Here is a 15,416-nt window from a genome sequence, read left to right as displayed (position 1 = left end):
TAAGCAGGCGGTCCGGGAGCCTCCTCGGCGCTTCTTTAGCCTGCGGGGTCTCCCTTAACCACTTTTTCCTCAGGAGTCTCGCGCCTTCCGCTCGGGAATCAACATATTGCCAAAATCAACATTTAGCTTTTACTAAGCCTATAGATTATAAAAGCCGCATTCAAAAATGGGGCTCACCTCAATAGTTAAGCCCCTTCCCTTTTCAAAAGAGATCCGTATATCCTGCAAATGCTTCATATCCAAAATAAACGGCTATTACACTAATTACTGCAAAAACCGCATGTTCAACAGCACTTCCGGTTCTTGTTGTGAACGGCAGCCTTACAGAAATTTTAATAGGATAGAAAAGCTTTATCCCTTTTTTTGTTCCCGCATCAAGAATGATGTGGCTCACCATGCCGGCTAAAATCCCCGCTCTAATGGAGTCATTTGGAAGAAATGCTGCAATAAGACTGTTTACAATAATAAGAAACAGCAAGCTATGAGTAAAGGTTCTGTGTCCAAAAAGGACGTTAATGATCTTAGCTAATAGAGGCGCCATTCTCCCAATTTTGCTTCCGCTGTGGCAAATATCCGGAATCAGTCCTCCGAGTGCGCCCGCTGCTGTCAGAAGCACAGGATCATAGTGAGTAAAATGAGCCAAAGCAAGCCCGGATGCTACCCCGCCCATTATGTGTGTTTTTCCTGTCATGATCTTTCGTCCTCTTTCTATTTCAAGTTCAGGATCATATTATATAACAGAACATACATTCCTTTCTATCCTGCTGATGTCCCAGTTAGCCTCCCATTGAATCATTTATACGGAAACCAGGCTGCCTTCAAGCTTGGAGATTCTCTGAATAATTTCCTGGTAAAAGGCTTCCTTGTTCTCTCCCCTCTTCAGCTCGCTCTGAAGTCTGCCATCTTTAATAAAAAGAACCCGGTCACAATAGCTTGCTGCAAGTGCATCATGAGTGACCATCATTAGAGTGGAGCGAGCTTCTTTGTGAAGGGTTTCAAGAATTCCGAGTACTTCTCTAGCCACAAAAAAACCCCTTCAGGCATTAGCCTAAAGAGGTTTTATCAGCATCATTTTTTCATTGCATTGTAATGATTGAGAATCTCCTTTGTCAGTTCGCTGTTCTCATCCAATTTGCTGACACTTTCGAGAACTTCCACAACACTTTCGTTTGCAATTCTTTCTTGCAATTCCACTGCTTCAGGGTCATCCTTGCTGTCAAATAGAAGGGCTGCAGCGATTGCTCTTGCCAAATTGGAGAACGGAAGCCCCAATTTGCCCGCCTCCAATGCAGGACGGACAAGCCTGTCTTCATGACCAAGTTTGCGGAGTGGAGATCGCCCTACTCGTGTTACCCCATCACGAAGATAAGGATTTTTGAAACGGCCAATAATTTTTTCAATGTAATGCTGGTGTTCTGCTTCATCCAATTCATACCGCTTCACAAGGTAAGCTCCTGTTTCTTCAAGGGTCTCTTTTACCTTAGTGTAAATCGCTTCATCCTTCAGCGACTCATCGATTGTTTCCTTTCCTGCAAGGTAACCGAAGTAGGCTGTTACGGCATGGCCGGTATTAACAGTAAACAGCTTTCTTTCAATAAACGGAGCTAAATCGGGAACGATTGTCATTCCGTTCACTTCCGGTACATCAAGATCTGTCTCAACTACCCACTCATAATAAGACTCAACAAGCACATCAAGCGAGCCTTTATTATCCTGGATCGGCACGATACGGTCTACAGCTGAATTAAAGAAAAAGACACGGCCGGAAAGCTTGGATTTTGACTCTTCATCAAGGTTATTTAAAATGTGTTCCTTCAAAATATCTGTCGCAGAAATTTGATTTTCGCAAGCAATCACATAAAGCTTTTCATCATTATTTTTAACTCTCTCTGCAATCCCCTTTGCAATTAAAGGAGCAATGCGAGGCAAAATGTTCGGTCCGATTGCTGTTGTCACATAAACAGCCTCGCCGATCGCCTGGATCACTTCATCTTCCTGCTTAAGATTGTTTAAACCAGATACGTTATGAATCTCTGTGATTTCCTCTGGATCTTGAGCTGTTTTGACTTTATAGCCTTTTTCCTCATTTAGTTTTTGGATCAATTCATCCGCAATATCAACGAAAGTTACATGATAACCTGATTGAGAGAACAAGGATCCGATAAAGCCTCTTCCGATATTTCCTGCACCAAAATGAACTGCATTCTTCATTATTATCATTCCTTTACGAGAGTATTTTGCAAAAATTCATAAAAGGTTTCTTCCAGCTTTTTTCGAATAATCAGCTCATTCGAAGACGAGAAAACAAGCATATTTTCCGGGCTTTCTACAATTGCTGTACTGATCATGCTCAGAATTTCAAGCTGTTTGACCCGAAGTGTTTCAGGGGCAATAAGCAGCAGAATGTTTCTGACCTTCATCTCTTTTCTGTCCATGCCCATCAGTGTATAAGGCACGTGAAGGTGAACAATGCGAAAAACCATCTCTTTTACATTTTCATGCCTGCAGTGAAAAAGAGCCATGCTCGTCCCAGGGATTCCAAGACCTGCCTGCTTCTCCCTGTAAAGAAGCTGCTCATAAACGCTGTCCTCGTCAGCAACAAGACCTTCCTCCAGACATTCACTAACCATCTCTTTTAATAATACCCGATAATCCCCGCTATTCTCCTTAACAGATACCCTTAAGTTCCGAAGGATCGCCTTCATGCTTGTCTGAATATCATCCATGTTTTGGAGGATATTTGCAAGCGAGGGCCTCTCCCCTTCAGGCTCGTTTTTTTCTTTTTCTCCTTGAGCTGTGTACTGATGATTTTTCGTCAGCTGCTGAATGCTTTCACTCAATTGAATCCGGATGGACGTAATATCCTCGTCCCTCAAAAGCGGGTTAACGAGCACATAATCCTGAATGATCAGCGGCAATCGGACAGTGGAAATAATTAAATCAAAGCTTTTAATATTCATTTCCTGTATTTCTCTCAAGGAGGCAATCTGTACGGAGGATATCTCTGCTATCTCTTTTTTGATCCTGCTTGCAAGCATTTTTGATGTGCCGATACCAGTCGGGCACACCACAAGGGCTTTTATCGGAACGGCTTCTTTCATCAGCTCAAGAGCCGACCCAAAATGCAGAACAATGTAAGCAGTCTCTTCATCAGGAAACGATATATCTTCAAACTCACTCTCAAGACCTTGCTTAACCGCCATAAAAAGGACAGGGTATTTCTTTTTAATATCCTCTGTTAGAGGGTTAAAGGAGCTTAGCCCCTGCCTGATTCTGAACAATGAAGGCTCTAAATGGGCCAGCAGTCCTTGAAATAGCGAAAAGTCCGCTGTTAAATCAACATGCAGCTGATCCGATACAATTTGGATCACATGCTTTAAGGACCTTCCGATCGTCACACTGTCATAATAGAGGTAGTCAGCCCCCTGCACCTTCGAGCCCCTCCATATCAATGCCAAAAAGCTTATATCCGAAGCATGCAAAGGGATGGATAGCTCCAGTTGAATTTTTCCTGCGAGCTGCTCCATCAGGCGGTATTCTTCAAATTCCTTTGTATACTGATCCATTTCTTTATCAGGCAGAAAAAACCCTTGCTCATTCCGCTGCAGGGTAATGCAGAGGTGCACTAGAAGGCCAATGTAATCATTGTCCGCAAGCTTCTGATAGCCCTCATTTAGTTCACTTAGCCACTCATCCGTTTTTTTCAGATAGTACGGAGTGAAAAAATGAAGAATGCGGCTGTTTTCCTCTCCCTCTTTTTCTGCAAGACGAAACAAATTCTCGATCAGTTCCTCGTTAAAATTCAGTAAATAATAATTAGCCAAAGCTTTTCTCTTAGCGTCTTCTGTTGCTAAAATATCAACCCCGATTCCTCTTTTTCTTGTGAGCTTAATGCCGTAGCTGCTCAAGCTTGCAGTTAATTCATCTAAATAGGTTACAAGGGTCGTGACACTGATTCCCAAATCGTTTGCTAATGGAGCAAGCTTCAGTGAATCCTGCTTGTCTAAAAGCTGGAGTAAAATCAATAGCTTCCGTTCCTCTGCTGACAAATCAATAGGCTGTATGGAAACAAGCGTTTGGATCAGGCGAAAAATATGCTCATTTTTGCCGGTAACGGAAAGACCCTTCTCATTCGACTTGACTAATTTCAGTTCAAAACGCTCAAGCAAGTGCTCGATATTTTTGAGATCCCGCTGGACTGTTCTGACACTGACATTCAAATAGTCTGCAATGGAATGAGCTGTATGTTTACCGGACGTTTTTATCATCAATTCAATAATTGCTTTTTCACGCGAAGTCACAAACATGCTATCCACTCATTTCCTATCAGCATGACAATAAACAGGAATAGAAAGGTGAAAAATCACCTTTCTTCCTGTTTTCATTATTTATTTAGACCGCCGATGACATCCATCAATTCTCTTGTTGTTTTTGCTGCCGCCATTTTTTCAATGTTCTCCATGTCAGAGCATGTAACAGCAATACCAGATAGAATTTCAAGATGTGTGCCGTCTTTTCCGGCTATTCCGAACAGCAGTCTTACTTTATTTCCATCAAAATCAACACCTTCAGGAACTTGAAGGATGACGACGCCTGATTTCAGTACGTCCTTCTTCGCTTCTTCTGTTCCATGAGGGATCGCAACATCATTCCCCATATAGGTTGATGTCAATTCATCTCTTGCGATCATGGCTTCGATATAATTTTCATTGACATATCCTTGTTCAGCCAATACTTTTCCGGCAAATCGAATTGCTTCTTCTTTGTTTGCGAATCGCTGATTCAAGTAAATATTTCTTTCAAGAAGGACATCTGAGTCTGATTCTGGAGCAGGAACTTCATCCGTTTCAGGGGATGGCTGCTCTGCCGGTGCTTCTTCGGCAACAGTTGCTGCTGCTTCTGTTTTTCCGTTTTTCAAATCTTCTACAAGCTTATCGTATTCAGGTGCTTGAAGGAAGCTATCAACTGAAATGTGATAAGCATTTGGCACTTTTTGGCGCGCCCGCGGTGTCAGCTCTTCCTGTGTAATAACAATTTCCGCATCTGGCGGAAGGTTTGAGATCGCAGAGTTGACAGATGTCACACTCAGTCCCGCTTCTTTTATTTTCTTTCTTAAAATGGATGCACCCATGGCGCTTGAACCCATTCCTGCATCACAAGCGAAAATCACTTTTTTTGCATCTGCAGGGAACTCACCGTTGCGTGCTGCGAAAGTACCGGCAACACTGCTTTTCTTCCCCTTCATTTCCTGCATTTTATTCGCTGCTGTTTCAATATCACCTGTTTCACTTTTGCTTGTTCTTAAAACAATAGCTGAAACAACGAAGGAAACCACTGCTGCAACCAGTACACCTAAAATATTGGCAATATACGTACCAGCATTATGAGGTGTTGCTAGAAGCAAGGCAATAATACTGCCTGGTGAAGCTGGTGACAATAATCCGCCGTGCAGAAGCACCAGTGTAAACACACCGCTCATTCCGCCAAGGATCGCTGCAATAAAAAGCATTGGTTTCATTAGAATATAAGGGAAATAAATTTCGTGAATACCGCCTAAAAACTGAATAATTGCTGCGCCAGGTGCAGACATCTTCGCTGAACCTTTTCCAAAGAAGCAATATGCGAGTAAGATACCAAAACCTGGTCCTGGGTTTGCTTCAAGAAGGAACAAGACAGATTGTCCTTGCTCTTTCGCCTGCTGCAATGCGATTGGAGATAATACACCATGGTTGATGGCGTTATTTAAGAACAATACTTTTGCTGGCTCGATGAAAATACTTGTTAATGGCAGAATGCCAAGCCCAACCATCCAGTCTACTCCTGCTACAAGCCATCCAGTAAAAGTACCGACAGCAGGCCCTATGATTAAAAAGGATAATAATGTAAGCGCTCCGCCAATAATTCCGGCAGAGAAGTTGTTCACCAGCATTTCAAAGCCGGCTTTTACTTTTCCTTCGATTGCCTTGTCAAACTTTTTAATGGCGTAACCTCCGAGAGGTCCCATGATCATGGCGCCAAGAAACATCGGCATAGTGGTACCGACGATAACCCCCATGGTGGCAATCGCTCCGACAACGCCCCCCCTTTGATCATGAATCAGTTTACCGCCTGTATAACCAATCAATAATGGCAGCAAATACGTTACCATCGGGCCTACAAGCTTTGCCAATGCTGCATTTGGTGCCCACCCTGTCGGGATAAATAAGGCTGTAATCAAGCCCCATGCTATAAATGCGCCAATATTCGGCATAACCATTGAGCTTAAAAAGTTACCGAACTTCTGAACGCCGACTTTTATGTTAGATTGAGCCATATCGCTCGCTTCCTTTCTATATATACTTCTGTTAGCCTATCTCAATCTTAGAATATTAACCGCTTACAAACAAACCTAAATTTGTCACGTCTATTCGCGTCACAACTTTTGTTTCTGCTGAATCGCCTATTAATAGGGTTTCCAGAAATTTTTGATCTGATGACTCTTCCTATACGACTGGCCAGCTCATTCATGTGAATCTCTGCGAAAACAGCCATAATAAAAGGATGAAAGCCCTTTTAGGCTCTCATCCCTTTTTTGCTTTTAGAATGAGAAAATGCGGATGGGTCATCAAGTATTGATACCCATCTGGCTTCTTATTTCTCATCGAATCCTTCGGCTGTGGCTCAATCATTTGTTCAATTGTAAAAAAGCACGATGTCTCATTAATAATTTCCTGCATCGGTCTTCTGTAAAATTGTACATCAATGTTGATATTAGGCTTATCCCACGAATCAGTCAGCTGCTTTTTTTCAAAATAATTATCACATTTAAAATTAACAAAATCCATAAATGGGTGATGGGTTGAAAAGAGAAGTGTTCCTCCCTGTTTCAACACCCTGTTAAACTCCTCAAAAATTGGCTGCCAATCCTCTAAATAGTGGAGGGTAAGCGAACTGACAATCAGATCAAATTCATTGTCCTGAAAAGGGAGCGGCTCTGAGAGATCATGGCTTAGAAGCCTCGCTCTCCCGTTTAGTCTCTTTTCGGCCTTCTGAATCATTTGTGGGCTAAGATCAATGCCTGTTACACTCGCTCCCCTCTTCGTGAGAGCTTCTGTATACCAGCCAGCTGAACAGCCGGCATCTAAAATCGTCTTTCCTTCAAGTACATCAGGAATCAATTCCATCATTGCCGGCCGTTCATAATCAGCATTATAAGGGCTCATCTGATCAACATCTTTTTCATACGTTTTAGCAAGTGCATCAAAGGTTTGTTCGGTTGATTTAGTCATATTTCCATTCCTTCCACTCCTTTATTTTCTTTTTGCATAACAGAATCCCTTCTTCCTGAGGTGATTACGATCTTTTATCGGCGGACAGCTCTTTTGGCGAATTATCCTTTTAACATTCTTCTCATGAAAGGAGTTTTAACTTATAAATATAAGAGAGACATATTTTTTGGAAGGGCAGTGAAACGCATGGAAGACTTAAAATATCCTATCGGGAAGTTTAAAAAACCAGAAATGATTTCAGCTGAAACCAAAAAAGAATGGATTGAAGTGATAAGGCTGCTCCCTGAAAAGCTGGAAAAGGCCGTAGAAAGGCTAACAGAGGATCAGCTTGAAACAACATACCGCCCTTTCGGCTGGACGATCCGGCAGGTCATTCACCATGTCGCAGACAGTCATATGAACAGCTTTATCCGATTCAAGCTGGCTTTAACAGAGGATGACCCGGCAGTAAAGATGTATAAAGAAGACAAATGGGCTGAGCTGCCTGATGTTTTGGCTGTTGATCCTGTCTTTTCTCTGCAGCTTTTAAAAGGGCTGCACGCTAGGTGGGTTCATTTGCTTGAAGGATTAACAGAGGAGGAATTTAAAAGAGGATTTTATCACCCCGAATGGAAGGCCGTCATCCCGCTTGATGTCACACTGGCCTTGTATGCTTGGCATTCGGAGCATCATCTTGCTCATGTTACGAATCTTATTAAGAGAATGGGCTGGGGTTAAAGCGCACGATTTTTCTCCAGTATTCAGACTTATAATACTATAAAACCCCCTGCTCCAACACAGGAGACGGGGGTTTTTCAGATTACTTGCTTTGTACCTTTGTAAACTGCACTTTCCTAGTGAGTGTATAGACGGCAGATAACGCCAATAAAGCAGCTGCTCCAATATAAACATTTCCAATATCTGTCTTATCTGCAAGATACCCTGAAGCTACTGAGCCGAGACCGAAGACCAGAGCTATCAATGTACTTTGGGCTGAATAGATTTTTGGCAGGAGCTGTCTTGGAGCTATTTTTTGCAGCGTTGTTGTCATACACACTGATTTCACCTGCTCCATTACACCGAATAACGCTGATGCTGCCAGGGCGGCTGCAGGCAATGCCGTGATTCCAAACCATAAAGTCGAAAGAGCAATGCCAAATCCTCCTGCTGCCATCAAAGAATACATATGCCTCTCAAGGAAGCGAGCATATTGAAAGCTTATAGCCCTTCCGAGGATCAGCCCCGCAAAGAAGCTGGCATTAATGTAGCCCCACCATTCTTCTCCCATATGCAGCTGCTCTTTTACGTAAATATAGAGAAGGGCTGCAATCCAAACCGTTCCTGCAGCCGTTTCCAAAAAGAGAATGATATGAATCGCTTTTAGACCCGGATTTTTCCAGATTTCAAGCCATCCTTCTATCATCAAAGCACCTTTTGGCAAAGAAACGGAGGGCTTTTCATAAACGGCACCTGAATGAATGCCCTTCATCATGAAAGTGGAGATGGCGAATAAAAGGACAGTCAGCCAAACGAGGTTCTGCCCCCCAACCGCAGCTGCAAGGATGCCTCCAACTGCCCATCCGCCAAGCTGCACAGACTGATCAAGCGTTGAAACAAAGCTGTTTGCCCTTACCAGCTCTTCTTCCTTCACAAGAATTGGAAGCAGGGTACTTCTTGCAGGTGCAGCCCATCCGTCTAAAAAGGAAATTAAAAACACTAGGATAAATATGAAATAAATTGAACTGGAAGGAAAACATAGCATCAAGAGGAGCGCCGTCTTCCCTCCTTGAGAATAAAAAAGCAAGGATTCGAGTTTCCATTTATCAAGAATAATAGGTGCAGCCATACCGCTTATAAACTTCGCTATCATAATGCAGAGCGGAACAGCGGCAAGAAACAAAGCGGTACCCGTGATTTTATATAACAAAGCAATGAGCCCGACAATATAAAAAATGTCTCCGGAATTCGCCAGCGTCTGGCCAATCCAAAGAAATCGAAAGGATGGTGTTTTCATTTTTAAAGCGCCCCTTTACTTATGATTATTCTTAGTATGAAGGGGTTATTTTCACATGGGACTGCTCCTTTTTATGAAATTTTGCTTATAGCTTATCATTCATATCACATTGGGCTGTCTCCTTTGTTTTGGTTAGTTTTATTATATGATAAATGTTTGAATTGAGCCTAAAATTAAGATAGGCTTGTTTCCAATTACTCTGCGTTCTTCTACTTCTAAAAGATTGATTTTTGAGGGTTAAGCCTCTGATCATTAACGCACCTCGCTTCTGTTTGCTGACCAAATCCTTGAAGAAAGATACTGCCAAAATGTTAGTATTCTTGATAAAAAACCTATAAATTGAAGAGGAACCGCCTCTTCACTTCATTCCATCGGCTTTTCAAATCAAGTACTCATCTGTACATACAAATACTCCATTTTATGTAAAAAATTACAGCTTTACAATCTATTTCAGGCATCCTAATAGTTCCCCCACATGAAAGAAGCCGCCCAGCTAAGCAGGCGGCTCCTTTCTAACTCGTTAAATTTTAAAATCAAACAGACTTAACAGCCTCCTCAATCGGCGTATCTCCTGAAACCAAATCAAAGGCCTTATTATAAGTTTTCTCTTCATCAAGTGCCGCAAGAATGACAGATGCTACATCCTCACGAGGGATGTAGCCCCTATCATGCTTTTCTCCAACAGAAACCTTTCCTGTTCCAGGCTCGTTCAGCAGCCCTCCAGGGCGGATGATTGTATAGGTTAAATTGCTTTGAAGCAGGGCTCTGTCTGCATAATGCTTTGCCACATAATAAGGCTTTAATTTTTCATTCCAGTTTTCTCTGTTGTTTGCCTGCAGAGCGCTTACCATGACGAATCGTTTGATTCCTGCAGCTTCTGCCGCTTCCATTACTTTCACTGCACCGTCAAGGTCAATCAAGAGGGTTTTATCTTCTCCTGTGCTTCCGCCTGAACCAGCTGTAAATACGATGGCGTCATTTCCTTTGACTGCTTCTGTCAGCTTGTCCACTGAATCTTCCAAATTAGCGAGTACAGTTTCTACACCGGTTTCAGCATAGGAATCAGCCTGCTCCTGTTTTCTGACCAACGCAACCGGAGTATGCTCGCCGCTGTTTTTCAGCTTATCTACTAACTGTTTGCCAATCTGTCCATTTGCTCCTGCTACTAAAACCTTCATGATCTACCGCTCCCTTCTTTACTTGTCCTCTATTTTGTCAAATGAGGAAGTTGAGTTCAATTATCCTGTTTCACTTGGCTTAATAGCTGAAACAAAGAGTTAATCAAACGTTTGTTTAACTTTACTATTCCCTGAAATCCTCTGTTAAAAGCTTTTTCAATTAAAGGAATTTCCTCTTTCCTCCCAGAAAGTATAAGAAAAGAAAGCAGGTGACTGAGTGAAGGTTCAAGAGTATAAACGGTATGACGGTTTAGGTATTGCAGCATTAATTGAAAAAAAAGAAGTAAAACCTGAAGAAGTCCTTTCTGCCGCCATTGAGGCAATCGAATTCCATAACCCTTCCCTGAATGCTGTTATTAATAAAATGTATGATCAAGCGGAAAAGTCACTTGAAGCCCCTCTTTCAGATGGTCCTTTTAAGGGTGTTCCCATTCTTCTAAAAGATATTGTTCAAGAGATTAAGGGAGAAAAAATCTCATCCGGCTCAAAAGCTTTTCAAAATTACCGCGCTAAAGAAGACGCAGCCTATGTAAAGAGCATTCGCAGAACCGGGGCTGTTATTGCAGGCCAGACCAATGTGCCGGAGTTTGCCCTTCTTGGCATTACTGAGCCTGTATTTTATGGACCTGCAAGAAACCCGTGGAATGATCAGCACACACCAGGAGGTTCAAGCGGCGGCTCGGCGGCTGCCGTTGCAGGAGGGATGGTTCCTATCGCAGGGGCAAGTGATGGAGGAGGCTCCATTCGGATTCCAGGATCTTACTGCGGTCTATTTGGCTTAAAGCCGACTAGAGGAAGGACACCTACTGGCCCGTCCCTAGGAAGACACTGGCAGGGTGCATCGATCGACCACATCCTTTCAAGATCGGTCCGGGACAGTGCAGTGATGCTTGATGCCATTCATACCCACGAAAAAGGAGCTGCCTTTCATGCGCCTCCTTATCAAGGCTCCTATCTAAATGAAATAACTCATCCTGACGAAAAAAAGTATTCCATCGCGTTCAGCATAGAATCTCCAATGGGCACTGAAGTTCATCAAGATTGTCAAAAAGCTGTACTAAAAACGGTAAAGTGGCTGGAATCAAAAGGTCATTCGGTTGTTGAAAAGGCGGCTCCGACTGATGGTCATATCATTGCAAAAAGCTATTTAACGATGTGTTTTGGAGAGGTAGCCGCTTTAATTTTTTCTTTGGAAAAGGTACTGGGAAGAAAAGCTAAGCGAAATGACGTGGAGCCTGTCACATGGATGATGGGCATGCTTGGAAGAGCGCTGACGGCAGAGGAATTGATTTTATCCTTACGGGAATGGGATCGTGCAGCATATGTCATGGAAGATTTCCATGAGACATATGATTTTTATCTTACACCCTCTACGGCCTACCCCGCTCCATTAATCGGAGAACTTAAGCCGAGTAAAACAGAAGCCATGCTCGTTAAGCTTTCCGGACAGCTGAGGGCAGGAAAATTACTGAAGAAAATGGGCATTGTTGATCAGCTTGCTGAAAACAATCTAAAACGCACTCCCTTCACCCAGCTTGCGAACCTGACAGGCCAGCCTGCCATGACCCTTCCCCTTCATGTTACAGATGAAGGCCTTCCTCTTGGCATTCAGGTAATGGCAGCGCGTGGGCGCGAGGATTTGCTGTACAGGCTTGCCGGGCAGCTGGAGGAGTCTGATATATGGGTTTCGGCAGATACTAATCCTCATTATCTTGTTTGAATAATTTTCTAAAGGTATTGTCTCTCAAGCTTAAAATCAGCCAGGTAGGTTTATGGCAGAAAAAAACCTAAGAACTCTTTGTGCTAGAGAACTTAGGTTTTTTGCTTATCATTGGATAACAGAATCATACAAAGAAGAGATTTTTACAGGCTTGCCTGACTCTGCAGATTTATAAATGGCTAAAATAATCTCCAAAGGTTTTACTCCTTCTCTTCCATTAACGAGTGGCTCTCGGTCTTCTCTAATTGCCGCAATCATATCCTGTAATTGATCGCGATGTGAGTTCCCGGCAATAGCTCCAGGATTGCTGGCGCCCGTTTCCGTTTGCTTTTCCTGAATTTCTGCCAGATTTTTCGCATTTACTTCGTAATGTGCTGATAAATTCATTGCAGTTTCCTTTAGATACAAATGGGTTAAGCGGTCATCATCTATGACTGCTGTACCTAACGTACCAAAAACTTCAAGCCTAGCAGATAATCCTGGAAAAGCGCATGTCGTTCCCACGATGCTGCCAATGCCTCCATTCGTGAATTTAACTGTTGCCGCTGCAACATCCTCTACCTCAATTCTTTCATGAGCAAGTGTTGCTGTATGGGCAAAAACACTTTCAACAGGTCCCATCAAGTATTGAAGGAGGTCAATGGTATGTATGGACTGGTTCATTAAAGCCCCCCCACCATCAAGCTTCCATGTTCCACGCCAATCCCCGCTGTCATAGTATTCTTGGGAGCGATACCAATTGACAGAAGCTTGCCCTAGAATCATCTTACCGAACTTTCCTTCATCAATCGCTTTCTTCACTTTATTGGTTGAAGAATCGAACCGATGCTGAGAAATAACAGAGAGTTTCACATTAGCTTTTTCACATTCTTCAATCATTAATGCCGCTTTTTCAAGAGTGGTATCAATCGGTTTTTCTGTAATGACATGCTTTCCTGCTCTTGCTGCATCTATTGTCATTTCGTGATGCGCTCCGCTTGGTGTTAGAATACATACCACATCTATATCGTTCCTTTTTAGCATCTCCCTATAATCACTGTACCAATCTGCATCTGCCTTTGCTGCTAAATCCCTTGCTTTTTCCGGATTTTCATCAGAAACTGCCACTAATACGGCATCTTCTATTTCGCAAATTTGAGCCCGATGGGTTTCACTGATAACTCCGCACCCGATTATGCCAAACCCTATTTTGTCTCTAATCATGTATGATATCCTCCCTTTTTCTCATTTCCATGTGTAATTTGTTTCTTTTAGTATGTCCTTCAGCGCTTTAACTGCCACAACAAATAGTTCGGGACCACTATATCCCGAGAATGTCTCAGCAGCTGCTAAATGAGGTTCCAGAGATAAAAACCCTTTGTAATTGCTTTGCTTCAAAGTTGTCAATAAAGGCAGTAATTCCCCGTCACCCTTACCGGCGGGCACGACTTTTCCAGTTTTTAAAATGGCATCTTTTATATGAACATATTCAATGTATCTTTCTAAAAGAGGATAAGCTTCTGTGTGCGGCAATACGCCACATTGAATAAAGTTTGCCGGATCAAAGGCCATCCTTAAATTTGGAGAATTGATTGTTCTCAAAATATCTAAACAGCGCCATTCATTATCCCCATAAATCTCTTTTTCGTTCTCATGCAGCAGGATCATTCCTTTCTCTTCGGCCTTTTTTACAAGAGCAGACATCCTTCTCATGACTTCTTCTCTGTATCGAGCAGGATCCTCTCCTTCTGGCATGAAGAAAGAAAAGATACGGATGTATTTAGTTTGGAAATATTCAGCTACGGAAATGGCTCGTTCCAACCTTGATAGATGTCCATCAAAATCATCCAGTATGCTGATTTTGCCTATAGGTGATCCAATGGAGGAAAGTTTGAATCCGCCTTTTTCGAGTGTTTGTTTTATGCTGTGCAATTCCTCGTCCGTCAGCTCAAGAACATTCTTTTCCCAGACACCCCTAAGCTCGATATATTTAATTTCTTCCGATTGCAGAACCTCCAGCTGTTTATTCAAGTCTGGTGAAATTTCATCAGCAAATCCTGTTAAAGTAAGCATCCTTTTTCCTCCCTTTGATCTGTTGAACTAATGAACCGGTTTAAGTTGTTTTACGATTTTCGAAGAATTATACGAGCACCAAAGTATCGACACGCTTATCCAAAAAATATAGCCAATCCTGGTACAAGGAAGAAGACTGAACAAATGGCCAAAAGTCCAAAAAAGGTTAAGGATGTCTAATAAAAAGAATCTTCAATTCCGACTCATTTGGATGCTTCTAATGAGAAAAATCCTCCCCTTACCTTCTTTTTTTAGTATAGAGGAGGATCAAGCAGGCATAAATAATACGATTGCACAAAAAATTATAAATATTGAATATATTTCAGGCAGTTTAAACTCCTGAGTAAGCAGAAAATCCACCATCAACAGGAATGACAATTCCTGTTACAAAACCAGAGGCTCTTGGATCGGATAGGTAAAGCAGGGTTCCGACAAGTTCCTCTTTTTCTCCAAATCGGCTCATAGGAGTCTGGCTGATAATTTTTGCTGCACGCTCTGTGAGTTCTTCATTCTTATCTACTAATAAATTGCGGTTTTGGTCGGTTAAGAAAAAACCAGGTGCGATAGCGTTTACCCTTACCCCAGCTTTTGAAAAATGAACAGCAAGCCATTGCGTAAAATTGCTTACAGAGGCTTTCGCTGCGCTGTATGAAGGGATCTTTGTAAGAGGAGTAAAAGCATTCATTGAAGAGATATTAATAATGGAACATCCTTGTTTTTTAACCATATCTTTTGCAAATACTTGTGTTGCAAGCAGAGTTCCCATGAAGTTAATATCAAAAACGTATCGAATACCTTCCTCATCAAGATCGAAAAATGAGGTGAGTTCAGTTTGGTTTAGATCATCTAATTCGAAGTATTCTTTGCTGGTCGTTCCCGATGGATGATTGCCTCCAGCTCCGTTAATTAAAATGTCGCAGCCTCCAAACTTATTTTGAATGATTTGCCTGGCGTGCTCCAAGCTCTCCTTTTTCAGGACGTCTGCATCAATACCTAATGCCATACCTCCACTGCTTGTAATTTCTTCAGCTAATGCCTCGGCTTTTGATTCTGTGCGGTTTAAAATTGCTACGCTTGCACCGCAGGAAGCGAGCGCTTTAGAAAATTCCGCACAAAGAACCCCAGCGCCCCCCGTTACAACCGCTACTTTACCGGATAAATCAATTTGGTATGCCTTCATTTTAAAATCTCCTTTCGGCTTCGAG

Annotated in this window: 13 protein-coding genes; 2 read left to right on the top strand and 11 right to left on the bottom strand. The window is 42.4% G+C overall.

From position 1 onward, the window contains the following. Nucleotides 1-202 precede the first annotated feature (202 nt). The 6 genes from ACOT8F_RS16590 to ACOT8F_RS16565 all read right to left on the bottom strand — a co-directional run bounded on the left by ACOT8F_RS16590 (nt 203) and on the right by ACOT8F_RS16565 (nt 7,268). On the bottom strand, nt 203-691 hold the full coding sequence (locus tag ACOT8F_RS16590; protein WP_421653029.1) for a metal-dependent hydrolase: 489 nt from the start codon (nt 689-691) through the stop codon (nt 203-205). A 105-nt stretch (nt 692-796) separates the two neighbouring features. Then, nucleotides 797-1,024: a hypothetical protein gene (locus ACOT8F_RS16585; protein ID WP_421653028.1), complete on the bottom strand. Its 228-nt coding sequence runs from the start codon at nt 1,022-1,024 to the stop codon at nt 797-799. Between the two features lie 44 nt (nt 1,025-1,068). Continuing rightward, the gene (locus ACOT8F_RS16580) at nt 1,069-2,211 is read right to left on the bottom strand and encodes a mannitol-1-phosphate 5-dehydrogenase (protein WP_421653027.1); all 1,143 of its coding nucleotides are present in this window, start codon (nt 2,209-2,211) and stop codon (nt 1,069-1,071) included. Nucleotides 2,212-2,216: 5 nt separating this feature from the next. After that, nucleotides 2,217-4,307, bottom strand: coding sequence for a BglG family transcription antiterminator (locus ACOT8F_RS16575; RefSeq protein ID WP_421653026.1), 2,091 nt, complete (start codon nt 4,305-4,307; stop codon nt 2,217-2,219). A gap of 77 nt (nt 4,308-4,384) precedes the next feature. Further along, on the bottom strand, nt 4,385-6,313 hold the full coding sequence (locus ACOT8F_RS16570) for a PTS mannitol transporter subunit IICBA (protein ID WP_421653025.1): 1,929 nt from the start codon (nt 6,311-6,313) through the stop codon (nt 4,385-4,387). A 247-nt stretch (nt 6,314-6,560) separates the two neighbouring features. Continuing rightward, nucleotides 6,561-7,268 (bottom strand): class I SAM-dependent methyltransferase, encoded by a 708-nt coding sequence (locus tag ACOT8F_RS16565; RefSeq protein ID WP_421653024.1) that lies wholly within the window; start codon nt 7,266-7,268, stop codon nt 6,561-6,563. 186 nt (nt 7,269-7,454) lie between these two features. On the opposite strand from ACOT8F_RS16565, the gene ACOT8F_RS16560 reads away from it, so the two are divergent. Then, nucleotides 7,455-7,985 (top strand): YfiT family bacillithiol transferase, encoded by a 531-nt coding sequence (locus ACOT8F_RS16560; protein ID WP_421653023.1) that lies wholly within the window; start codon nt 7,455-7,457, stop codon nt 7,983-7,985. A gap of 82 nt (nt 7,986-8,067) precedes the next feature. Here ACOT8F_RS16560 and ACOT8F_RS16555 read toward each other — a convergent pair whose 3' ends face one another. Then, nucleotides 8,068-9,261: an MFS transporter gene (locus ACOT8F_RS16555; RefSeq protein ID WP_421653022.1), complete on the bottom strand. Its 1,194-nt coding sequence runs from the start codon at nt 9,259-9,261 to the stop codon at nt 8,068-8,070. A 533-nt stretch (nt 9,262-9,794) separates the two neighbouring features. After that, nucleotides 9,795-10,439, bottom strand: coding sequence for an SDR family oxidoreductase (locus tag ACOT8F_RS16550; RefSeq protein WP_421653021.1), 645 nt, complete (start codon nt 10,437-10,439; stop codon nt 9,795-9,797). Between the two features lie 217 nt (nt 10,440-10,656). On the opposite strand from ACOT8F_RS16550, the gene ACOT8F_RS16545 reads away from it, so the two are divergent. Next, nucleotides 10,657-12,159, top strand: a complete 1,503-nt coding sequence (locus ACOT8F_RS16545) for an amidase family protein (protein WP_421653020.1) — start codon at nt 10,657-10,659, stop codon at nt 12,157-12,159. Nucleotides 12,160-12,267: 108 nt separating this feature from the next. Here the strand turns inward: ACOT8F_RS16545 and ACOT8F_RS16540 are convergent, their stop codons facing one another. From ACOT8F_RS16540 to ACOT8F_RS16530, 3 genes are all read right to left on the bottom strand, one after another. Next, complete coding sequence (locus tag ACOT8F_RS16540) at nt 12,268-13,362, bottom strand: Gfo/Idh/MocA family protein (protein ID WP_421653019.1); 1,095 nt, start codon at nt 13,360-13,362, stop codon at nt 12,268-12,270. A gap of 21 nt (nt 13,363-13,383) precedes the next feature. Next, entirely contained in the window at nt 13,384-14,211 is an 828-nt protein-coding gene (locus ACOT8F_RS16535) for a sugar phosphate isomerase/epimerase family protein (RefSeq protein WP_421653018.1), read from the bottom strand. A 331-nt stretch (nt 14,212-14,542) separates the two neighbouring features. Next, nucleotides 14,543-15,391 (bottom strand): SDR family oxidoreductase, encoded by an 849-nt coding sequence (locus ACOT8F_RS16530; RefSeq protein WP_421653017.1) that lies wholly within the window; start codon nt 15,389-15,391, stop codon nt 14,543-14,545. Nucleotides 15,392-15,416: the final 25 nt, after the last annotated feature.

The organism is Chryseobacillus diguaensis (assembly GCF_049220665.1).
In the GTDB taxonomy this organism is placed as follows: Bacteria; Bacillota; Bacilli; order Bacillales; family Bacillaceae; genus Metabacillus_B.
This window is presented reverse-complemented; position numbering and strand designations above follow the sequence as displayed.